23 protein-coding genes are annotated in these 21,338 nt (G+C 62.9%); 9 read left to right on the forward strand and 14 right to left on the reverse strand.

Translation table 11 applies throughout. The features are described from left to right. Positions 1 to 31: 31 nt before the first annotated feature. From BLV27_RS11110 to BLV27_RS11120, 3 genes are all read right to left on the reverse strand, one after another. Positions 32 to 364 carry a TfoX/Sxy family protein gene (locus tag BLV27_RS11110; protein WP_092645921.1) on the reverse strand — a complete coding sequence of 111 codons (333 nt, stop codon included), beginning with the start codon at positions 362 to 364 and terminating at the stop codon, positions 32 to 34. Positions 365 to 880: 516 nt separating this feature from the next. After that, the gene (locus tag BLV27_RS11115; protein ID WP_092645923.1) at positions 881 to 4,612 is read right to left on the reverse strand and encodes an efflux RND transporter permease subunit; all 3,732 of its coding nucleotides are present in this window, start codon (positions 4,610 to 4,612) and stop codon (positions 881 to 883) included. Next, positions 4,609 to 5,949: an efflux RND transporter periplasmic adaptor subunit gene (locus tag BLV27_RS11120; protein ID WP_092645925.1), complete on the reverse strand. Its 1,341-nt coding sequence runs from the start codon at positions 5,947 to 5,949 to the stop codon at positions 4,609 to 4,611. Before BLV27_RS11120 ends, BLV27_RS11115 begins: the two co-directional genes overlap by 4 nt. A gap of 218 nt (positions 5,950 to 6,167) precedes the next feature. Here BLV27_RS11120 and BLV27_RS11125 point away from each other — a divergent pair, with 218 nt between their 5' ends. From BLV27_RS11125 to der, 3 genes are all read left to right on the forward strand, one after another. Next, positions 6,168 to 6,827: a hypothetical protein gene (locus BLV27_RS11125; protein ID WP_092645927.1), complete on the forward strand. Its 660-nt coding sequence runs from the start codon at positions 6,168 to 6,170 to the stop codon at positions 6,825 to 6,827. A gap of 40 nt (positions 6,828 to 6,867) precedes the next feature. Further along, positions 6,868 to 8,181, forward strand: a complete 1,314-nt coding sequence (locus BLV27_RS11130) for an outer membrane protein assembly factor BamB family protein (RefSeq protein WP_092645929.1) — start codon at positions 6,868 to 6,870, stop codon at positions 8,179 to 8,181. A 70-nt stretch (positions 8,182 to 8,251) separates the two neighbouring features. Beyond that, positions 8,252 to 9,706, forward strand: coding sequence for a ribosome biogenesis GTPase Der (der, locus tag BLV27_RS11135; protein ID WP_092645931.1), 1,455 nt, complete (start codon positions 8,252 to 8,254; stop codon positions 9,704 to 9,706). Between the two features lie 161 nt (positions 9,707 to 9,867). Here the strand turns inward: der and grxD are convergent, their stop codons facing one another. From grxD to BLV27_RS11170, 7 genes are all read right to left on the reverse strand, one after another. Then, positions 9,868 to 10,230 (reverse strand): Grx4 family monothiol glutaredoxin, encoded by a 363-nt coding sequence (gene grxD, locus BLV27_RS11140; protein WP_092645933.1) that lies wholly within the window; start codon positions 10,228 to 10,230, stop codon positions 9,868 to 9,870. A 5-nt stretch (positions 10,231 to 10,235) separates the two neighbouring features. After that, positions 10,236 to 10,502, reverse strand: a complete 267-nt coding sequence (locus BLV27_RS11145; protein ID WP_092645935.1) for a hypothetical protein — start codon at positions 10,500 to 10,502, stop codon at positions 10,236 to 10,238. Between the two features lie 4 nt (positions 10,503 to 10,506). Continuing rightward, positions 10,507 to 10,749 (reverse strand): BolA/IbaG family iron-sulfur metabolism protein, encoded by a 243-nt coding sequence (locus BLV27_RS11150; RefSeq protein ID WP_092645937.1) that lies wholly within the window; start codon positions 10,747 to 10,749, stop codon positions 10,507 to 10,509. Between the two features lie 179 nt (positions 10,750 to 10,928). Further along, positions 10,929 to 13,088: a phosphoribosylformylglycinamidine synthase subunit PurL gene (purL, locus tag BLV27_RS11155; protein WP_092645939.1), complete on the reverse strand. Its 2,160-nt coding sequence runs from the start codon at positions 13,086 to 13,088 to the stop codon at positions 10,929 to 10,931. A 110-nt stretch (positions 13,089 to 13,198) separates the two neighbouring features. Then, on the reverse strand, positions 13,199 to 13,822 hold the full coding sequence (locus BLV27_RS11160; RefSeq protein ID WP_092645941.1) for a DUF1638 domain-containing protein: 624 nt from the start codon (positions 13,820 to 13,822) through the stop codon (positions 13,199 to 13,201). Next, positions 13,819 to 14,139 carry a YbjQ family protein gene (locus BLV27_RS11165; protein WP_342024678.1) on the reverse strand — a complete coding sequence of 107 codons (321 nt, stop codon included), beginning with the start codon at positions 14,137 to 14,139 and terminating at the stop codon, positions 13,819 to 13,821. Before BLV27_RS11165 ends, BLV27_RS11160 begins: the two co-directional genes overlap by 4 nt. Before the next feature lie 11 nt (positions 14,140 to 14,150). After that, positions 14,151 to 14,363, reverse strand: coding sequence for a hypothetical protein (locus BLV27_RS11170; RefSeq protein WP_092645943.1), 213 nt, complete (start codon positions 14,361 to 14,363; stop codon positions 14,151 to 14,153). 122 nt (positions 14,364 to 14,485) lie between these two features. Here BLV27_RS11170 and BLV27_RS11175 point away from each other — a divergent pair, with 122 nt between their 5' ends. Then, on the forward strand, positions 14,486 to 15,049 hold the full coding sequence (locus BLV27_RS11175; RefSeq protein WP_092645945.1) for a gluconokinase: 564 nt from the start codon (positions 14,486 to 14,488) through the stop codon (positions 15,047 to 15,049). Positions 15,050 to 15,056: 7 nt separating this feature from the next. Here BLV27_RS11175 and BLV27_RS11180 read toward each other — a convergent pair whose 3' ends face one another. Further along, the gene (locus tag BLV27_RS11180; RefSeq protein WP_092645947.1) at positions 15,057 to 15,668 is read right to left on the reverse strand and encodes a glutathione S-transferase family protein; all 612 of its coding nucleotides are present in this window, start codon (positions 15,666 to 15,668) and stop codon (positions 15,057 to 15,059) included. A 119-nt stretch (positions 15,669 to 15,787) separates the two neighbouring features. Beyond that, positions 15,788 to 16,486: a corrinoid protein gene (locus BLV27_RS11185; protein WP_092645949.1), complete on the reverse strand. Its 699-nt coding sequence runs from the start codon at positions 16,484 to 16,486 to the stop codon at positions 15,788 to 15,790. Positions 16,487 to 16,646: 160 nt separating this feature from the next. On the opposite strand from BLV27_RS11185, the gene BLV27_RS11190 reads away from it, so the two are divergent. Next, positions 16,647 to 17,690, forward strand: a complete 1,044-nt coding sequence (locus tag BLV27_RS11190) for a PA0069 family radical SAM protein (protein WP_092645951.1) — start codon at positions 16,647 to 16,649, stop codon at positions 17,688 to 17,690. A 250-nt stretch (positions 17,691 to 17,940) separates the two neighbouring features. Here the strand turns inward: BLV27_RS11190 and bmt are convergent, their stop codons facing one another. Both bmt and BLV27_RS11200 read right to left on the reverse strand, forming a co-directional pair. Then, entirely contained in the window at positions 17,941 to 18,957 is a 1,017-nt protein-coding gene (bmt, locus tag BLV27_RS11195) for a betaine--homocysteine S-methyltransferase (RefSeq protein ID WP_092645954.1), read from the reverse strand. A gap of 135 nt (positions 18,958 to 19,092) precedes the next feature. After that, complete coding sequence (locus BLV27_RS11200) at positions 19,093 to 19,413, reverse strand: DUF1476 domain-containing protein (protein WP_092645956.1); 321 nt, start codon at positions 19,411 to 19,413, stop codon at positions 19,093 to 19,095. A gap of 131 nt (positions 19,414 to 19,544) precedes the next feature. On the opposite strand from BLV27_RS11200, the gene purC reads away from it, so the two are divergent. The 4 genes from purC to BLV27_RS11220 all read left to right on the forward strand — a co-directional run bounded on the left by purC (position 19,545) and on the right by BLV27_RS11220 (position 21,289). Beyond that, on the forward strand, positions 19,545 to 20,306 hold the full coding sequence (gene purC / locus BLV27_RS11205) for a phosphoribosylaminoimidazolesuccinocarboxamide synthase (RefSeq protein WP_092645958.1): 762 nt from the start codon (positions 19,545 to 19,547) through the stop codon (positions 20,304 to 20,306). A 10-nt stretch (positions 20,307 to 20,316) separates the two neighbouring features. After that, positions 20,317 to 20,544 carry a phosphoribosylformylglycinamidine synthase subunit PurS gene (gene purS, locus BLV27_RS11210; protein WP_092645960.1) on the forward strand — a complete coding sequence of 76 codons (228 nt, stop codon included), beginning with the start codon at positions 20,317 to 20,319 and terminating at the stop codon, positions 20,542 to 20,544. A gap of 116 nt (positions 20,545 to 20,660) precedes the next feature. Further along, a complete protein-coding gene (locus BLV27_RS11215; RefSeq protein ID WP_139176606.1) occupies positions 20,661 to 20,984 on the forward strand; it encodes a hypothetical protein in 324 nt (107 codons plus the stop codon). Between the two features lie 107 nt (positions 20,985 to 21,091). Then, complete coding sequence (locus BLV27_RS11220; protein ID WP_092645964.1) at positions 21,092 to 21,289, forward strand: CsbD family protein; 198 nt, start codon at positions 21,092 to 21,094, stop codon at positions 21,287 to 21,289. Positions 21,290 to 21,338: the final 49 nt, after the last annotated feature.

A 21,338-nucleotide genomic window follows, 5' to 3' on the forward strand; every position in this document is an offset into this window, starting at 1 on the left:
GGCCTTTTGCATTGGGTTGAGACGGGTATGGCTAGCGTTCGATGACGCCAAGGGAGTCCATGATCGCTTCGAATGCATCGCGATCAGGATCCATATGGGCCGATTTCAACGCGTCGAAGCGCGTGCGGAGGGCTGTCTTCTCATCGCCCTTGCAGTCATTCCACGGCCGTCCCTGCAGCGCCATTTCGAGGACGTAGTAGGAGATGAAATGCGGTCGCGTGCCGGCGCGGATCAGACGTGCATAGGCCGCGTCCGTGCCTAGGTCGCGCAACTGCCCCACTGTGGTGATGTTGACGCGGGCGAAGGCCTGCTCTGATGCGGGGCCGAGGTTCCGTAGTGTCGAAAGGGGGGCATCGTTGTCCATGCGCGCACTTAGTCAGGTGGCGCGACAGACGTCCAGTGCATTGCAGTTAGATGGAGGCCCAGTCGGTGAAACGGATTGGTGCCGGGCGCGGCTTGCGCTTGACGGGGCCCTGACCTGGGACTGGCGGTTGAGTGGGGGTCGAATGAATCACTGGACTTCTCCGGGGAGAGCGAGGGGGAGAATTGTAGCCTGCACGGAGACAATGATCATCTTTTGTCGGGATTTTGTCGGAAATGCGGCCTCGCTCAGGGAGGAGGAGGAACGAGGCCGCTTTCCGTAACCGGCGGTACAGGTCAGGGAGGAGGAAGACCCGCTGCCGCCCGGTAACTCACATCTAAGCTGCACTGCGGCGTGGTCAACAATGCAGGCGCAGAAATCGTTTCGAATTATCCCAGGTTTCTGCGGTGCACTCTTTGCAGGCGAAACTTGACGCGTGTCAAACCGTGTGCCCAATAAAGCGGCAGTACCTCATTTAGCCCTGTCGCGCGCGCCCTGAGGCGCGCGCATTTTTCTGGCCTACTCTGCCGCGCGCAAGGGCGGGTGAGGCAGGTCGGCGTCCGATTTCTCGGCGCTGGATTCGCCGGTGACCGGCTGGCGGGGCATGGACATGGGCAACTCCGGCTCGGTCGTCGCTTCGTTTTCCTCGGACCAGAGGAGGATGGGCATGCGCACGCGCTTGGCTTCGCGGCGCAGGGCCCAATCCTCGGCGGCGCGGCTGCCCCGGCCCATGCCCAAGCGGCCCATCAGGTGGCCCAATCCGCGGGCATAGGCGGCTACCCAGACGCGTGCGGCCAGCATCGCGGGCGTGAAGATCAGGGTCAGGACAGTCGCGATCCCAAGGCCCCAGACGACGGCCGTCGCCAGCTGAATCCACCACAGAGCTGTTGGCGAGCCGATCGAATAGCCGCCACCGATGAAATCGAACGACAGGCCGAACATCATCGGGGCCAGGCCCGCCATCGTGGTCAGCGTCGTCAGAAGAACGGGGCGAATTCGGTCTTCCGCAGTGCGCGTGATCGCCTCCAGTTTGGGCATGTACTTGCTGTAATCCTGGTAGGTATCGATTAGGACAATGTTGTTGTTCACCACGATCCCGGCAAGCGCGACGATACCCGTGCCCGTCATGATGATCGAGAAGGCCTGATCCATGACCAGCATCCCTATCAGCACGCCCGTCGTGGACAGGACGACCGCCAACAGCACCAGCACCGAGTTGTAGATCGAATTGAACTGCGCCAGCAGGATGATGAACATGAGGCCGAGCGCCCCCGCAAATGCCTTCATCAGGAATGCACCCGACTCGGCCTGTTCCTCCTGATCGCCGGTCCATTCCCAATGTACGCTTTCGGGAAGGATGTCGGTTTCGTCGAGAAGGGCGGTGATCGTTTCGATCCGTTCGTTGGCGTTGACCGGAATGACGGTCAGATCACTGCCCTCGGCCTGGGCCGCGGGCACGATGGCCTGAGTTTCGCCGCCGTCATCGACCAGTTTTACCAGCCCGGGGGCCACGTCCGCCTTTACGTCGAAGAATCGTTCGCCATCGACCCGATCAATCTGCGCCAGACGTGGCACGGGTTTGCGGGTAATGAAGTTGGCGAGGGGAACCAGACCTTCCTGCGTGCGCACCTTCAAGGTGTCTAGCGTGGACAGCACGCGGTCTTGTTCGGGAAGCCGGATGCGAATTTCGATTTCATCCTCGGAGCTGTCGATGCGCATCGTGTCGAGCAGGATGCCGCGCGTGACCATCTGCACCATTGCACCGACCACTGCGACGTTTGCGCCGAAGCGGCCCGCCTTTTCGACGTCCACCTCGATTTCCCAGTCGATGCCGGGCAAGGGCAGGGTGTCTTCGATGTCGATAAGGCCGTCTATCGTCGCAAACCGCTCGGCCATGTCGGAGGCCGCGGCTTGCAGGTCCTCCCAGTTTTCGCCCCTCAGCCGCAGTTGGACGGGCTTTCCCTGCGCGGGGCCGCGATCCTGTGCGGACAGGTCTACCTTGATACCGGGCAGTTCGCGAAGACGCACCAGCAATTGCTCCCCGATCACGTCGCCGTCGAAGGCCGGGTCCACGATGGACCGGTTTACGGTGAACCCAAAGATGTCGAACCACGGCTCGGGAATGGTGGGGCGGTCTTCCCAAGGGACCATCTCGATCTGGATTTGTCCGATGGTGTCGCTCGGGCCGCCGGCGGCACCGGGGCCGCCCGACTGCAACCCTCCTTCACCGGCGAAGGCGAAGGCAGACTGGATGCCGGGCGTGGCGAGCACGATAAGCTCCGCCTGCCGCAACAGGGCGTCCTTCTCCTCCAGCGACAGGTTGCCACGAGCGCGGACGAAGACATTGGCCTGTTCCAGCTCGCTTTCCACGAAGAATTCCACGCCGTTATTGTTCGATCCAAAGTACGTGAAGACCGAAACGACACTGAAACCGACCAAGGCGATCGCCACGACCGGACCGATCGGGTTGCCCACGATGGCGTTGATCACGTGGCCGAAAATGCTCCGCCGATAGCCGGAGCGGACGCGTTGCTGCTCCCGGTGGAGCGTGACCGACCCCAGCGTGGTCGACAGGGCACCGGAAGCGACCAGAAACAGGACCGGACCAAGCAAACCGGCCCCTGGCGTTGCCGCGGGCAGAATGTAGAGAGGGTTCAGGGTTTGCAGGATCGCGACGATCATCAGCCACGCCGATGCCGCAGCCAGTGCTGCGCGGACCACCCAGGGGAATGTGCCGCGCAGAAAGTTCGACCCGGTTTCGAACAGGCGCGAGATGCGGCCCGCGACGCCGCCGAGCACCGGCAGATAGACCAGCGCCACCACGAGCGATGCTGATAGCACGAAGATCAGAGTGACGGGCAGGTTGCTCATGAATTCGCCCGGCACGCCCGGCCAGAAGAGCATCGGAAGGAAGGCACATAACGTGGTCGCGGTGGAGGATACAACGGGCCAGAACATACGTTTGGCGGCCTCGGTATAGGCCTTCATCGGCCCCGACCCTTCGGAGATGCGCTTGGCCGCGTATTCGACCACCACGATTGCGCCATCCACCAACATGCCGACGGCAAGGATCAGGCCGAACATCACGATGTTGGAGATCGTGATGCCAACGACGGCCATGACCGCGAACGACAACAGGAACGACGTCGGAATTGCGAAGCCCACCAGCAAAGCCGAGCGGGTGCCAAGTGTGGCGAGGACCACGATCATCACAAGCGCAATCGCCGTCAGGACCGAGCCCTCCAACTGCGACACCATCGACCGTACGGTGCGCGACTGGTCGAGTGTGACTGTCACGTCGACTGCCTGGCGCAATTCGTCGGGCCACGAGGCGGTCTCGCGGTCTACTTCGTCGCGAACCTGCTGGGCAGTTTTGATGATGTTGAAGCCTTTGCGCTTTACGACTTGCAGCGCCACCGTCGTGTCGCCGTTGTAGCGCGCGGTGCCCTCCCGATCCTCGAACGTCAGATTGATCTGCGCAAGATCGCCCAACGTGATGACGCGGTCGCCATCCGTCTTGACCGGCAGGTCATAGACGTCCTGTGGCTCTTCGAAGGAACCGGGGATCTTGACCGGAAACGCGCCCGACGCCGTCTCGACGGATCCTGTGGCGACCAACAAGTTGTTCTGCGTCACCACGCTCGTCAACTCGCCGGCGGTGACGTTGTAGGATTCCAGCGCCAGGGGGTCGATAATGACCTCCAGCATTTCGTCGCGGTGCCCGGCCAGGCCTGCTTCGAGGATCGGGGGCATCCCCTCCAGCCGATCCTGAAGGTCCGACGCCAGCCGCAGCAGCGTGCGTTCCGGTGCCGACCCCGACAGCGAGACGATCAGAATCGGGAATTCCGAGAAGTTGATCTCATCAATGATGTACTGCTCTGCCCCGTCGGGGAACTCGGCCTCTGCCTGACCCATCTTGTCGCGAACGTCGGCGATGGTCGCGGACTTGTCCCAGCCGAATTCGAATTCGAGAAACACGCCGCCAAAGTTTTCGGATGCCGTCGCAATCAGTGATTTCAGGCCGTCCAGTTCCTTGAGCTTGGTCTCCATCGGTTTGACCAGCAGCTTTTCGGAGTCGGTAGCGCTGATGCCGGGGAAGGGGACGGACACGAATATACCGGGGATGTCGATGTCTGGCTCGCCCTCTTTGGGCAGCGAGATATAGGCGACGGCCCCCGCGATGATGGACAGGGCCACGAAGGCCATGACCATCCGCGCGCGCTCAGCGGCCCAGTCAATTATGCCGATCATTGGCTGACCTCACTCTGGCCTTCACCTGAATAGGACGCCCGAACGGGCACGCCATCGGTGACGTATTCCTGACCTACGGTTATGATGTCGGCGCGATCGGGCAGACCCGCGATCAGAACGCCGTCGGGCGTATCCCGGATCAGCTCCACGCGCGAGAAATCGGCCTTGCCGTCGACCACGAGTCGCAGGCCAAGCTGCCCCTCGTCGTTCAGGGTCAGGGCCGAGGCAGGCAAGAGATGCGCGCGGATCGGGTCGGTCTCGATGGCGATTTCAACCGATTGGCCGTCGCGGATCGACATGTCTTCGTTCGCGACGGCGACCTCGACGCGGAAGGTGCGCGTCGTCTCGTCTGCGGACCGACTGAGGAAGGTGACCTCACCCGTCACTTCCTGGCCGGAAGCCAAGCGCGCGCCGGCCCGGCTGCCCAATGCTACCTTGTCGACCTGCGATTCGGGCAGAAAGCCCACAAGCTTGATGGGGTTCAATTGCACGATAGTGGCGCAGGCCCCGCTGCCGCCGCCCCCGCCGCCGCTTTGAAGCAGTTCGCCCAACTCTGCGGTGTCGGTTTCCAGCAGGCCCGAGAAGGGCGCTTCGATGGTCAGATAGTCGATTTCGAGCATGGCCCGTTCGACCCCGGCCTCCGCAGCCTGAACTCCCGCGCGGGCGGTTTCGATACCTGCGGAGACGCTTTCCAACCCCGTCCGGGCGGAAGTCAGTGCCGCCTCGCCCGCGCTGAGCGCCGCGTCTGAGCCGGCCAGACGGATTTCTGAGGCAAAGCCACCCTCCGAAAGGCGCGCCGCCGCCGTCTGGTTCAGTCGCGCTTCCACAAGGCGTGCCTCGGCCTCGGCCACGCGGGCCTGCGCTTCGGGGACGCGTGCCTCGGCCTCGGGAACGCGGGCGCGCGCTTCGGCCAGGCGGGCCTGAGCTTCGGCCAGCGTGGCGCGACGTGTCCCGGGGGACAGTTCGCAAAGGGTCTGGCCCACTTCGACGAAAGCGCCTTTGCGGATCGGAGCGGAGATCACTGTACCGGTCGTCTCGGCCATGACGGTGACTTGTCGTGCCGCTTCGGATTCGCCGCGGACGCGCACCGCGTTCGGCACATCCTGCGCCTGAGAGTGCTGGGCCACCACGTGCACCGCCTGCGCGGCAAGGGTACCTTCGGGGGTGTTGATCGCAACCGGCGCGGGCGCGGGTGCGGCTGCGTTATCAATGACTGGCAGGGCTTCGCCATCCGTGGTCACGTCATTCGCGAAGCGAAACAGGTCGTCGCGTCTCAGAACCACGAAAAAAAGCGCTACGGCCACCAAGAGGGCGGTCACGATGGGAAAGAGGCGCATGGCTTGCCCTTTAATTAAAGACTTGAGAGTATTCGACTCACTCTTACGTGCGAGTGAACCACTTAGTTCAGTTTTAGTGCGGCAGTGCGGCATCGGCAAGGCTGCTCGGGCTGAAAGGTGCTTTGCATGAACGCAAACGCACCTGTGCTTTGACTATGTTTCCGGTTGGCCCCTGCGGGTGCCTGCGCTAGAACGCGCGAAACCCTGAGGAGGCGTCGATGTCCAACCCGGAAAGCTTTATCGATGAAGTCAGCGAGGAAGTTCGTCGCGACCGTCTTTACGGGGTCATGCGCCGCTGGGGCTGGGTCGCGATCCTGGCTGTCTTCCTGATCGTTGGTGGGGCTGCCTGGAGCGAATGGACCAAAGCCCGAGACGCCGCCAACGCGCAGGCCTTCGGTGACGCCCTGATGGCCGCCCTTCAGGGGGAGGATATGGAAACCCGGCGCGCCGGGCTGGCCGGGATCGAGGCATCGGAGCCTGACCAGGTGGCGATCCTGTCGCTGCTTCGGGCGACTGCAGCGCTTAATGGTGAAGGCAGCGATGCGCAGGCCGCGCGGGCAGAGCTTCTGGCCCTCGCCGACGGCACGGAATTACCGGCGACCTATCGCCACCTCGCACTGCTCAAGGCGATTTTGGCCGGGGGCGTGGGGGATGCGGCCCGCGACGGTCTGATCCTTGAAGAATTGGCTGCGCCGGGGGCACCGTTCCGGACGCTGGCCGTGGAGCAACAGGCCCTGCGCGCGATCGATGTGGGCGATACGGCCACGGCAGCGACACTGTTGCGCGCGCTGCTGGAAGATGCCGAATCCACGGAGCCCTTGCGTCAACGGGCGCAGCAGTTGATTGTCGCGCTGGGTGCGGCCATTGAACCGGCTTGAGCCGGGTACGACGCGACGGACGGAATTTGGGGGCAGGATCATGAAATCATTTGCTGGCATCCTGGTATGCGCGACACTCGTGCTGGGCGGTTGCGGAGATGAGGAAGTCTTTTTGCCGGGCGAACGTCTTCCGGTGCGCGACAGCGGTGGCGTGGGCGTGATTGCCGACGCGACGCCCCCGGTCGAGGCCCCGGCATTCTCCTTGCCTGCCGCACGCCGTCTGGCGGACTGGCCGATGCGGGTCGGAAATATCACGAATGACCCGGATCATGCGACCCTGTCTTCAGCTCCGACACTTTTGTGGTCGGCTGATATCGGTGCGGGCGACTCACGTCGCCAGCGCATCACGGCGGATCCTGTTTCAGACGGCAATCGGCTGTACACACTCGATGCGCAATCGGGTGTTACCGCGACTGGTCTGAATGGTGCAACGCTCTGGTCGCGCAGCCTCGTCCCCGGTTCCGAGCGGGCGAGCGATGCCTCGGGCGGGGGCCTCTCCGTCAGTGGCGGCACGGTCTTCGCGACCACGGGCTACGGTGAATTGCACGCGTTGGACGCGGCGACAGGGGCCGAACGCTGGGTACAGCGGCTGGATGCCCCGATCACCACGCCCAAAGTCGATGGCGGCCTGGTTTACCTGGTAAGCCGTGACAACCGCGCCTGGGCCATCAATGCCGAAAATGGGCGGATCCAGTGGGACATTCCCGCAACCGCATCCGGCAGTGTGATGGCCACCGCGCCGTCGCCTGCCATCACGGAGCGCGCGGTCCTGTTTCCCTTCGCCTCCAGCGAAATCCTCGCGGTGCTGCGCCAGTCGGGCATTCGTGTCTGGGGCAGCTCGGTTTCGGGCAAGCGGCGCGGCGTGGCATACAACGACGTCGGCGACATCACGGGCGACCCGGTCGTGACGGGCGGCACGGTCTACGCAGGCACGTCCGCCGGGCGGATCGTCGCGATGTCGTCATCCTCCGGTGATCGGATCTGGACTGCGGACGAGGGGGCGGTATCGCCCCTGGCGGTTGCGGGCGGATCGGTCTTTGCCGTGTCCGACAGGGCGCAGCTGTTGCGGCTGGACGCGGCGACGGGCGACGTGCTCTGGCGGTCCGATCTGCCATTCTATCGCAATCAGCGACTTAAGCGGCGGCAGGGCGTCTATGCGCATTACGGCCCCATTCTGGCGGGTGGACGACTCTGGGTCGGATCGTCAGATGGGGTGTTGCGCGGGTTTGACCCGCAGAATGGCGCGCTGACGGCCAGCGTCGACATTCCCGGCGGGGCGGCATCGCGGCCCATCGCCTTTGGCGATGTGCTTTACGTGGTCAGCCGCAAGGGCACGCTGCACGCCTTCCGCTAGACGGGCGCGATGCCTCTGGCCATGGGGCGCGGGTTGCGTTAGGCGCGCGTCTTACACTTCGGAGAGCGCGATGTTTACCCTCGCCATCGTCGGGCGGCCCAATGTGGGCAAGTCCACCCTGTTCAACCGTTTGGTCGGCAAGAAGCTCGCGCTGGTCGATGACCAGCCGGGCGTCACGCGTGACTTGCGCGAAGGGGCCGCCCGCCTGGGTGACCTGAAATTTACCGTGATCGACACCGCCGGTCTGGAAGACGCCACGGACGACAGCCTTCAGGGCCGGATGCGTCGCTTGACCGAGCGGGCCGTGGACATGGCCGATGCCGCATTGTTCGTCATTGACGCGCGCGTCGGTGTAACCCCGGTCGACCAGATTTTCGCGGACATTCTTCGCCGCAAGGGGCACCCGGTTCTGCTGGCCGCCAACAAGGCCGAGGGGCGTTTGGGCGAAGCGGGCATGTTCGAGGCGTTCTCGCTGGGTCTGGGCGAGGTCATCGGTCTTTCGGCTGAGCATGGGGAAGGCATGGCGGACCTGGCCGCCGCCTTGCGCCCCCTGATCGACGCCAAACCGGCAGACATCGAGGAAGAGGCCGACACGGATATCGAAATCGAAGAGGGCGACATGGAGGAGGAGGCCGATTGGGCCCCCACCACCAAACGCCCGCTGAAGATCGCGGTCGTAGGGCGTCCGAACGCCGGAAAGTCCACCTTGATCAATCAGATCATCGGACAGGAACGCCTGTTGACCGGACCCGAGGCAGGGATCACGCGCGATTCCATATCGGTCAACTTCGACTGGGATGGGGTGCCGACGCGTCTGTTTGACACGGCCGGGATGCGCAAGCGCGCCAAGGTGGTCGAGAAGCTTGAGAAGCTGTCGGTGTCCGACGGCTTGCGCGCCGTTAAATTTGCGGAGGTGGTCGTCGTCCTGCTGGACGCGGATATCCCGTTCGAGGCGCAGGACCTGCGGATTGCAGACCTGGCCGAGCGCGAAGGCCGGGCGGTCGTCATCGCTGTTAACAAGTGGGATCTTGAGGAAAACCGACAGGAGAAGCTGGCCGAACTCAAGGAAGCCTTTGAACGCCTGTTGCCGCAGCTGCGTGGCGCGCCCCTGATCACTGTGTCGGCCAAGACGGGGCGCGGCATGGACCGGTTGCAAGAGGCAATCCTGCGCGCACATGCCACCTGGAACCGCCGGGTGCCCACCGCTGCGTTGAACCGCTGGCTGGCGGGCATGTTGGAGCAGCATCCGCCCCCCGCACCGCAGGGCAAACGCATCCGCCTGCGCTATGCCACGCAGGTCAAGACGCGGCCGCCGGGGTTCGTGGTCATGTGTTCGCATCCCGAGCTTATGCCGGACAGTTATTCCCGCTATCTGGTCAATGGGTTGCGCGTGGACTTCGACATGCCCGGCACACCCATCCGGTTGCATATGCGTGGGCAGGGCGACTCGAATCCGTACAAGGGGAAAAAGCGCGCGGAACCGTCCCGGCTTCGCAAGCACACCCTGGGGCGGCGCAAGGACTGATCTGCCGGGGGGCGTCGCGGTCCCTTGGCACCTGGCACAACGGTTCGGTGCGATGGGTTCTAAACGCTAACGACACCACCGGAAATCAGGCACTTGGATCCAAAACAAAGGCGCGCGCCCCGGTCCGGGGCGCGCGCCTGTTTCAAGCCTTGTGATGCGCTTCAGGCGTTTGCTTCGCGGATCTTCTCCGCGGCGTCTTTGTCGAAGCCGACACCTTTCTGCTCCAGCATCGTGTCCAGTTCGCCCGACAGCGTCATCTCGGTGATGATGTCGCAGCCGCCGACGAACTCGCCCTTCACGTAAAGCTGGGGGATCGTCGGCCAGTCGGAATACTCCTTGATGCCCTGGCGGATGCCGTCATCGGCCAGAACGTTCACGTCCGCAAATTCCACGCCCATGTAGTTCAGCACACCGGCGACTTTGCTGGAAAATCCGCACTGGGGCATGGACTTCGTGCCCTTCATGAACAGGACAACGTCCTGCGATTTCACTATTTCGTCGATCTGGGTCTTGGCGTCGGCCATAAGGGTCACTCCTTGTGTTTGCCTGCGCGCTTCGGAACGAAGGCGCGGGCATATTCCTGTGGGTCCTGCGGTACGCGGGTGGTCAGCTGATTGCCGCCCCCCACGCCCGAGGAATAGTCGCTTTGAATCTCGGTATATCCTGTCCCGGGCGCAATGCCACGGGGTGTCCCGCGATCGTCGCGCCGCGCTTCCGTCCGCATGATCCAGATGGCTCGGGCCACAAGGATCAACACAATGAATCCGCCTATATATGCGCTCAGCGAGGTGAACATGGCGTCAGGCGGGCGCGCGAGTCGTGAGCGCCAGAGCGTGCACCTGATCGGCATTGTTGCCAATACGGCCCTTGAGGGCGGTATTGACCGCCCGCTGCTGCGCCACGCGGGATTGCCCGGTGAAGGCGGCATCGACGACTTCGGCGGCGTAATGATTTCCGTCGCCTGCAAGGTCGGTGATGGTGATCTTGGCGTCCGGGAACGTTTCCCGGATCAGGGCCTCGATTTCGTGGGCTTGCATGGCCATCGGCACACTCCTTCGTCGTACCCTCTAGCTAGGGGGCGGGACGGCGCAGGGCAAGGCGAAGTGGCCTGATCAGCGACCGGAAACTTGCTGCGGAAATGCTTGGCAAAGCAAAGTCCGGGCCGGCAACCGGGGGCAACCAGATATTGCGCGACAAGAAGCCGTTGCAGAGCCTGTGAAGATCAGGTGAAGGCGGTCTCAAACGCAGAGCGGTAGAGCGACGAAAGGCTGGTAAGCGGGGCCTCGGCCTTGCCCAGCTTGACGACTTCGCCGCCGAATTGACCGACCATCGTCAGCGATACGCCTGCCTGTCCCGCGGCGACCATAAGGGCCTCGGCGCAGTCGAAGGTCGTGGCCATCAGGTAGCGGCCTTGATCCTCACCGAACAGCGCCGCCGTGCCGGCGACATCGAGCGTGACGCCCATGCCCGCAGCTTCGGCCAGCGTGAAGGCCGCCAGTGCCAGTCCGCCGTCGGACAGGTCGGTGCAGGCGGTAATATAGGCGCGGTTGTCGAGGATGAACTCCCCATTCCGACGCTCTAACTCCAGATCGACCGTCGGTGCGTTCCCGTCACCGCGCGCGAAATGTTCTGCAAGCAGGGCCGAGCAGCCCAAGTGCGTGCCTTCGCCGCCCAGCAGGAGGGCAATCATGCCTTCATGTACCGGTCCCGCAATGCGCGATTCGATTTCGTCGATCAGACCCACGGCACCGATCGTTGGCGTGGGGTCGATGCCTGTGCCGTCGGTTTCGTTGTATAGCGACACGTTGCCCGATACGATCGGCATGTCGAGCGCCAGGCAGGCTTGACCGATACCGTCCAGTGCGCCAACGAACTGCCCCATGATCTCAGGCTTTTCGGGGTTGCCGAAGTTCAGGTTGTCCGTTGTGGCCAAGGGGCGTGCGCCCTTGGAAACGAGGTTGCGATAGGCCTCGGCAACGGCCTGCTTGCCGCCCTCGACCGGGTTTGTCTTGACGTAGCGTGGAGTCACGTCCGAGGTGAAGGCCAGCCCCTTGGGGGTGCCGTGCACCCGGATCACGCCTGCATCCAGGCCCGGCACGACGGTAGTGTCGCCCATCACTTGTGTATCGTACTGGCGGATAACCCAATCGCGGGCACAGTAGTTCACACTGCCGATCAGGGACCGCAATCCTTCGATGGCATCGACTTCCTCGACTTCGCCCAAGGGCGGCGCGGCTGGCGTCGGAATCCAGGGGCGGTCGTATTCCGGTGCGGAGGAGGCCAGGGTGGACAGCGGCAGGTCTGCCTTCGTCTCGCCGTTGTGGACAATCAGGAAGCGGTCTTCGGCGATCGTCTCACCTACGATCGCGAAGTCCAGGTCCCACTTCTCGAACACGGCGCGGGCCACGTCTTCCTTTTCCGCGTCCAGCACCATGAGCATCCGCTCCTGGCTTTCCGACAGCATCATCTCGTAGGCGGTCATCGCCTCTTCGCGCACGGGCACCCGGTCCAGGTCCAGCCGGATGCCGAGGCCGCCCTTGTCGCCCATCTCGACCGCAGAACAGGTCAGGCCAGCAGCCCCCATGTCCTGAATTGAGACAACCGCGCCGGTCTGCATCAACTCCAGCGTGGCCTCCATCAGGCGCTTTTCGGTGAAGGGGTCGCCGACCTGCACGGTTGGGCGCTTTTCCTCGATGGTATCGTCAAATTCCGCCGAGGCCATGGTCGCGCCACCGACCCCATCGCGGCCTGTCTTGGCCCCGAGGTACACCACCGGGCGACCGACGCCCGACGCGGCGGAATAGAAGATCTTGTCCGCATCCGCGATACCGGCGGCAAAGGCGTTCACCAGGCAGTTGCCGTTGTAACTGGGATTGAAGCGCACTTCGCCGCCCACCGTCGGCACGCCGAAGCAATTGCCATAGCCGCCCACGCCTTCGACAACGCCATGCACAAGCTGCCGCGTCTTGGGGTGCGAGGGCTCGCCAAAGGACAGCGCGTTCATCGCTGCGACGGGCCGCGCGCCCATCGTGAAGACATCGCGCAGGATGCCGCCCACGCCGGTCGCGGCCCCTTGGTATGGCTCGATATAGGAAGGGTGGTTGTGGCTCTCCATCTTGAAGACCACCGCCTGACCATCACCAATATCAACCACGCCCGCATTTTCGCCGGGGCCACAGATGACCTGCGGGCCTGCGGTGGGCAGCTTGCGCAGGTGCAGCTTGGACGACTTGTAGGAGCAATGCTCGTTCCACATGGCCGAGAAGATGCCCAACTCGGTAAACGTTGGCTCCCGCCCCATGATTTCAAGAATACGTGCGTATTCGTCATCCTTGAGGCCATGGGCCGCGATCAGGTCAGGTGTGATGGCGGGATCGGTCATTGCGCTCTCCGGGACGTGTCTCGCAGGCGTCATACGGCACCGACAGGGCAGGGTGAAGGGGCAGCGGCACCTAAGGTGCAGGTACGCAGGCAAGAGGAGGTGCCCGAGCTTCAGATCGAAGTCAGCGCCTTTTCAAGGTCGCCATAGCCGGTGGGCCGATGCTCGAACTTCAGCCCAAGCGCATCGGCCGCTGCGCGCGCCTTGGTCATCAGCGCGGCGTCCTCGGTCTGCGACAGGTAAACCAGCTTGGAATAATGTTGGAAATACATATCTCGCAGGTCCGGGTGCCGATCGAGGCCGAGGGGCTTGGTTACGAAGGCATCAAACTGCCGCGCCAAAAAGTCGGTCAGGTAGAAAGCGTCGATCTCGTCGCGTGCCGCAAACCGGTCCAGCCCGTCGAAGAAGGCATAGCAATGTGGGCCCGCGATCATTTCCACCCCGAGTCGGTCGCAGGTGGCCTGCAATTGACCGCCGGTGCCGCAATCGGCGTAGGCCACGAAAATGCTGTCGTAATCTTCCTGCCGTGCCATCACTTCGGCCTCCACTGCCGGGGCAATACGCCTTGGATGGTTGTGTAGGATCGCGGGCAGGCAATGCAGGTCCAGATGGGTCAGGCCGTTTGCCGCGCGGATTGCCAGTATTTCGTACGCCAGAGCCCCGCAGGCCAGCACAAGTACGCGCCCGGTCCCCTGTGCGGCCAACCCGGTCCGGGTCAGGTCCGAATCCGTGATCACCGCAGTTTGACCGCCGTGCCATAGGCCATCACTTCCGAAGCGGCCTGCGTAATGGTCGATGTCTCCAGTCGCACCGCCACGATCGCATCCGCGCCCAGCAGGCGGGCCTCCGACTTCATCCGGTCGATCGCCTGTTCGCGCGCACCGGTCAGGAGGGAGGCGTATTCCTTGACCTCCCCGCCGACGATATTGCGCAGGCTTGCCACGATGTCCGACCCGATATGCTTGGAGCGCACGGTCGATCCCCTCACAAGGCCCAGGCAATGCGCAATTTCGCGGCCAGGAACGATGTCCGTCGTCGTCAGGATAATGTCCATGGTCGCCCCATTTATTTCAAATTGTCGTAATGATCGTCGTCGGAATTTCCCAAACGTTCCGCTACGACCCGGAAAACGACATAGGCAACCAGCGCCGCCGGCAACAGGGCCACCGCACCGAAGGGCAGCGCAAAACTTGCGGTGATGATCGCACCAAGCCAGATCGTGGCCCCCGCGGCGATGAGAACGATGAAGACGATTAGGACAAGACGGTCGAGGGGCATGGGCGCTCCTTTTGATGTCCTTCCTATATGGGCGGGATAGGTCCGTCTGCAAAGGCCATGGTTGACTGTCGTGAGCGGTTGGCCGAAAGCGCCGCCGCGCGCATGAATGAAAGGACGGTTCGATGAATATCGTGGTTATGGGCGTCGCGTGGACAGGTCGTTCAAGTATCGGTGCCGCGCTGGCCAATAGCATGGACGGGCGGTTCATCCCCGGCTGTGATCTGCATCCGCCTGCCAACCGCGCCAAACTGGCCCGACGAGAGGTTCTGACGCAGGCCGACTATGACGCATGGTTCGACGCCATCGGTTTCAAATTGGCCATGCGGGGCAGCGGTACGGTCGTTGCCTGCCCGGCCTTGAGGCGCGAGCAGCGGGACCGCATACGGTTTGCGGTGCTGGGGCATGTCACCTTCGTCTACCTGTACGGGCCGCGCGAATTGATCGAGGCCCGCATGATCGCCTCGGGCGGGTCACCGGATGAGGGGCAAAGGCAAATTGATCACCAGCTGAGCATCCTGGAGGAGCCGACGCCGGATGAGGGTGTGATCTCGATCGACATGGGGCTACCCCAACGGCAGGCGATCGACGAAATTCTGGCGGGTTTCCCGCGCCAGAAGGAATCCTTGTCTCGCAGCCCGCATCCGGGTGCAATTGACCAGTCCATGCAGGTCGGGCACGGGGCCTGAGCGGCCCTCAGCCTCCGGTGTGCAGTTCAATGACCCGTGCAACCGCGGGGCGCGCCGCCACGCGGTCGTGATGCGCGGCCAGCTTCGGAACATCAGCCATTTCCACACCGTCGCCGGGCATCCAACGCGTTACATTCCACAGATAAAGATCGGCCGCCGAAAAGTCATCCACGACCCAATTTCCGGTCAGGCGTTGTTCCAGGTAATATGCGCATTCCGTCATGTTTTTTGCGACCTTGGCAGCCATTGCAGCCTGTGCAGCGGGGTCATCCGCCCACCTTTGCGCGCGGAACTTGTGGGCATGGGCCACATGCGCGGTCGACGACAGGTAGCACATCGTCTCGCGCACACGCGCGGCGGTCAGGGGATCATCGGGCATAAGGTGCCCGGTTGCCGCCGCGATCCAGTCCATCAGGGCCGGGGCCTCGGTCAGGACGGTGCCGTCAACCACCAGGGAGGGTACACGTCCCTTCGGGTTCACGGCGAGGTAGGGGGCCTGCCGCTGCGCGCTTGTCTTGAAATCGACCCATGCCAATTCATAGGGCAATCCGGTTTCTTCCAGCGCGGCGTGGACGCACATCGAGATCGTGCCGGGGGCAAGGTGCAGCGTCAGGGTCATAACGGTTCCTTTGAAAGTCACCGACACCCTGCACGAACGGACGTGCCCGGCAAGGCACCGCGGTTCTTCGCTCTATAAATACTTCGGGGGTGCGCGGGCTGGCCCCTGTCCGGTGCCGATTATGCCGACATCCGATTGTGCTTGCGCGTCATCCATTCCTTGGCGGTCTCGACCGCCACGGCGGCGTCCCGGCAATAGGCATCTGCCCCGATTGCCTTGCCGAATTCTTCGTTCAGGGGGGCACCACCCACCAGCACGATGTAATCGTCGCGAATTCCTTCCGCGACCAGCGTGTCAATCACCACCTTCATGTAGGGCATCGTCGTCGTCAGCAGGGCGGACATCCCGATGATATCCGCCTTTTCGGCCTTGGCGGAGTCGATATAGGCGTCGGCCGCGTTATTGATACCCAGGTCGACAACTTCGAAACCGGCCCCCTCCATCATCATGCCGACCAGGTTCTTGCCGATGTCATGGATGTCGCCCTTGACCGTACCAATGACCATCTTGCCGATGGTCGGCGCGCCGGTTTCGGCCAGCAGGGGTTTCAGGATGGCCATCCCGCCCTTCATCGCGTTGGCCGCCAGAAGAACTTCGGGCACGAACAGGATCCCGTCGCGGAAGTCGATGCCGACAATCGTCATGCCGCCAACCAGCGCCTCGGTCAGGACGCGGTAGGGCGGCCATCCCCGGTCGAGCAGGATGGTCACGCCTTCCTCTATCTCTTCCTTCATGCCGTCGTAGAGGTCGTCGAACATCTGGGCGACAAGCTCTTCGTCGTTCAGCTCGCTCAGGATAATTTCATCTTCGTCGGACATGGGGCCTCCGGGGGACACGTGATGCATGGTTTGTGCGTTCGGCGAGGTGGGGTCAGCGCGAAAAGCGACATTGGGCGGGTGCGGTGCGACCCGTCTTGTCGCAGGGCGGCAAATGTTCTATCTTTGTTCTAATTAAGCGGACGAGCGGGAGGCCTCGGTCATGGGACATTACATACACAACTACCCCGGACTTGCCGGGCGCGGAGCCCTGTCCAACGCAACCGGACGGTTCGAACCCTATAGCTATGACGCGCCGCTTCCGGACCGCATCGACACCGAGGTGCGCGATGAGGTGATTGGACGGGCGATCACCACCAACAAGTCGCCCGACGTATGTTTCGATCGCTCGATCAACCCGTATCGGGGGTGCGAACATGGCTGCATCTATTGCTTCGCGCGGCCGACGCACGCCTATCTCGGTCTGTCGCCGGGTCTGGACTTCGAGACGCGGCTGATTGCCCGTCCGAACGTGGCGGCGGCCCTGCGCAAGGAACTGTCTGCCGCCGGATACAAGCCGGCGATGATCGCCATCGGGACGAACACAGACCCTTACCAGCCCATCGAGCGCGACCGTGGCCTGATGCGCGGATTGCTGGAGGTTCTGCGCGACCATGGGCATCCCGTGGGCGTGACGACCAAGGGCACAATGGTCGAGCGAGATATCGACATCCTGTCCGGCATGGGGACCGAGCTGACCCGCGTGGGGCTGTCGGTCACAACACTGGACGACGCACTGGCCCGGCGGCTGGAGCCGCGCGTTCCGGTACCGACGCGGCGACTGAAGACGATCGAGCGGTTGGCCACAGCGGGCATCCAGGTGCGCGTCATGGTCTCTCCTGTCATTCCTGGCCTGACCGATCACGAAGTGGAGGCGATTCTTCGCGCGGCCGCGGACGCGGGGGCCGCCGCTGCAAGCATGATCCCCCTGCGCCTGCCGCTGGAGGTCGCCCCCCTGTTCGAGGATTGGCTGCGCGCCCACGTTCCCGACCGCGCCCGCAAGGTGTTGAACCGAATTCGGGAGTTCCATGGCGGCAAACTCTACGACGCGGGCTACGGTCACCGGATGCGGGGCCGGGGCGTTCATGCGGACCTGTTGCAGAGCAGGTTCCTGCGCGCCTGCCGGGAGGTCGGTCTGGCGACACATCTGCCGGCGCTGCGCAGCGATCTGTTCCGAGTACCGGGCAGCCAGATGTCGCTCTTCTAGGGGCGGTTTCGGGCTGCCCCCCGAGAGTTTTTGCAAAAACGGAGACACGTCCATCACGCGCAGGCCCCCTGTCCGACAAAGGCAGAGACGGAGTACTGCGGCAACCCGGATGGATCCGCCATTGCGCCACTTTCCGAGTTGGCCCCGAGAGCACCAAGCGTCGGGGAGACCGTAGGCACCAACATCGTCCAGTCGGACGGAGGCGCAGGGACAGCCAGACCAGGATATCCAATCCGAGAAGGACGCTTCATCAGGCTTTGGTGCGGCGTCGGCGACTGGCCGAGCGGTCGCGCACCGGCCCTTTGCCGTCGGTTCCATCGCTGTCCGAGGAAAACCCGCCAAGCTTCTCGGCGATCTCTTCCAAGGTCGGCGCGGGGCCCTTGGTGGACGCCTCCAGGGTGGCGCGCATGGCCCGCAGATGATCAGGTGTGGTGCCGCAACATCCGCCGATGATCGTGGCCCCGGCGTTGCGCACCATGACCGCGTATTCTGCCATGAGTTCGGGCGTGCCGTCGTAGTGGATATGCCCGTCATGGTATTTCGGGATGCCGGCGTTGCCCTTGGCGATCAAGGGGCGATCGGCCTCGCCGAAGCCCATTACGGTGCGGATCAGGTCCGACGACCCGACGCCACAGTTCGCGCCATAGGCGAGCGGCTTATGCTCAAGCTTATTGATCAGACGGGTCATTTCGGCGGAGGTCGTGCCCATCATCGTGCGGCCGGCGGTGTCGAAGCTCATGGTGATGCACCACGGCATGTCGACAAGGCGCGCGGCTTCGGCGGCGGCCATCATCTCCTCGGGGGCGGAGATCGTCTCGACCCAGAGGACGTCCACGCCACCCTCCTTCAGGCCCTCGGCCTGCTGATGGAAGATCTCGACAGCCAATTCGTGCGTCAGCGGGCCCATGGGGGCCATGATCTCTCCCGTGGGGCCCATGGACCCCGCGACGATCACCGGGCGGCCCGCGGTGTCCGCGATCTCGCGTCCGATCTCGGCTCCCATGCGCGACAACTCGCCGGCGCGGTCCTGTGCATCATGCAATTTCAAGCGCGACGCGTTCCCGCCGAAGGTATTGGTCAGGAAGATGTCCGATCCGGCCTCGACCGCGCCCCGGTAGAGCGCGCGGATCTTGTCAGTCTCGGTCTCATTCCAGAATTCGGGCGCATCGCCCGATGACAAGCCCATGTTGAACAGAGTGGTTCCGGTCGCGCCGTCGGTTAGCAACCAGTCGCGGGATTTGAGAAGTTCGGTCAGGGCGTCGGACATGGGGCAGCCTCCGGAGCGCTTTGCATTCACGCCCCGTGTGGCGCGCGGGCGTAGTTTAATCAAATTCATAAAATGCATGAAAATGATGAGGGGGCGCGCAAGTGCGGCCCCCTCTTGGTCATCTGGAGGGGCGGGTCAGCTCAGTTCGGTCATGATCTGCTGCTTGGCTATGGCCATCAGGGCGTCCATCTTCGCCCGGATCTCGGCTGTGGGGACCTTCTCGCCCAGATCGCCGGCGACCTTTCGCAACACGTCGTCGTCGCCTGCTTCTTCGAAATCGGATTTGACGACTTCGACGGCGTAGGCCTTCAAAGCGTCACCTTCCTTGCCCAGAAGCTCGCCAGCCCACTCGCCCAGAAGGCGGTTGCGCCGCGCCTCGACCTTGAACTGAAGTTCGGCATCATGGGCAAACTTGTTTTCGAAGCTCTTCTCGCGGTCGGTGAAACTGTTGGACATGCGTGTCTCCCTACGTGTGGTGTGCTTTCTTCCGATATGTGCCGCGCGGCGCGCGCGTGCAAGTCGCGTCGCTTGGCAAAGCGGTACGAAAGGCCTAAGAGGCGCGCAAACAAGCAACGTCCGAGGGTATCATGGCCAGACGCAAAAAGGTCTACGAAGGCAAAGCCAAGATCCTTTATGAAGGCCCGGAACCGGGAACCCTGGTCCAGTATTTCAAGGACGATGCCACCGCCTTCAACGCGCAGAAGAAGGACATCATCGACGGCAAGGGTGTTCTGAACAATCGCCTTTCGGAATTCTTCATGGTGGGGCTGGGCAACATCGGTGTGCCCACGCATTTCATCAAGCGTCTGAATATGCGGGAACAACTGATCCGCGCATGCGAGATCGTTCCGCTCGAAATCATCGTTCGCAACGTCGCCGCTGGAACGCTTTCGACGCGTCTTGGGATCGAGGAGGGGACGCCGCTGCCGCGCCCGATAATCGAGTTTTGCTACAAGGATGACAAGCTGGGTGACCCACTGGTGGCCGAGGAGCATATCATCGCCTTCGGTTGGGCCAACCAGCAGGATCTGGACGATATCGTCGCGCTGGCGCTTCGGGTGAACGACTTCATGTCGGGTTGCATGATGGCAGTTGGAATCAAGCTGGTCGACTTCAAGATCGAGGTCGGTCGTATTTGGGACAACGATATGCATAGCCTGATCTTGGCCGATGAGATCAGCCCCGACAGTTGCCGTCTGTGGGACATCGAGACGGGCAAGAAGCTCGATAAGGATGTGTTCCGCCGTGACTTGGGCTCACTCACCGATGCCTATACCGAAGTGGCGCGCCGGCTTGGCGTGCTGCCTACGAACTCGGGTCCCGTGACCCGTCCGACCCTGATCAACTGAAAGCGATCCCATGAAGGTTAAAGTCACCGTCATGCTCAAAACCGGCGTCCTTGACCCCCAGGGCGAGGCCGTGCGCCATGCGCTGGGCGCGCTGGGTTTCGACGGCGTCGAAGGCGTGCGCCAAGGCAAGCTGATCGAGCTTGACGTGGTCGAGGGCACCGCCGAGGCCGACGTCACCGCCATGTGTGAGAAGCTTTTGGCGAACACCGTGATCGAAAGCTATTCGATCGAGATGTGATCGTGGGCCAAGGGTTTTCCAACTTTGTTGCTGAGAACGGGCCTCTTGTCCTTCGTCCTTATCGCCATCTTCTGATGTCATTGGGTTTGGGATGTTTTGCCCTTGCGGGCCTTTCCGTGCTTCTTCTTCTGATAAGCTGGCGGTCGGACCCGCCGGAACCGGCCTGGTTCGTTCTCCTTCCCTTGTTGGTCCTGTCCGGCCAGCGACTGCTGGTGGGGGCAAGGTTTACGGAAATCGTGGTAAACGCGGATGGAATATCCGTCCGGCCGAACGGTCCGCATATTCCGGCGAACCAGATCCGGACCATAAGGACATCAGGCAGTCACCTGAGGGGACGGGTGTCGTTGTCTCTCACGCTGAACACCGCGCGCTGGATCTTGCTCTACTCTCCAATTTCGGTCCTTGGGCAACGTGGGGAGATTGTCGCGCGGCTTGGTTGATGCCTTGGTGAAGGTGTCCACCATCTTTGGCCAGTCTCCCTCACGCGATGGAACATTGCCAGCCTGAACGCGTTGAACTTTATGTACAACCTGCGAGGAGTGACACAATGAACTGGGATCAAATCCAAGGAAACTGGAAGCAATTCATCGGAAAGGCTAAACAGCAGTGGGCCGAACTGACAGATGATGACCTGCAACAGGCCGCCGGTGACCGCGAGGTTCTGGAAGGCAAGATTCAAGAGCGGTACGGCGATAGCAAGGAGACGGCCAAGCACAAGGTCGATAACTGGATCGAGAGCCTCTGACATCGACGACGACGCCGGGACCCATCGGTTCGGGCGTTTTGCCATCCCC

The organism is Jannaschia faecimaris, from assembly GCF_900107415.1.
GTDB classification, from domain to species: domain Bacteria; phylum Pseudomonadota; class Alphaproteobacteria; order Rhodobacterales; family Rhodobacteraceae; genus Jannaschia; species Jannaschia faecimaris.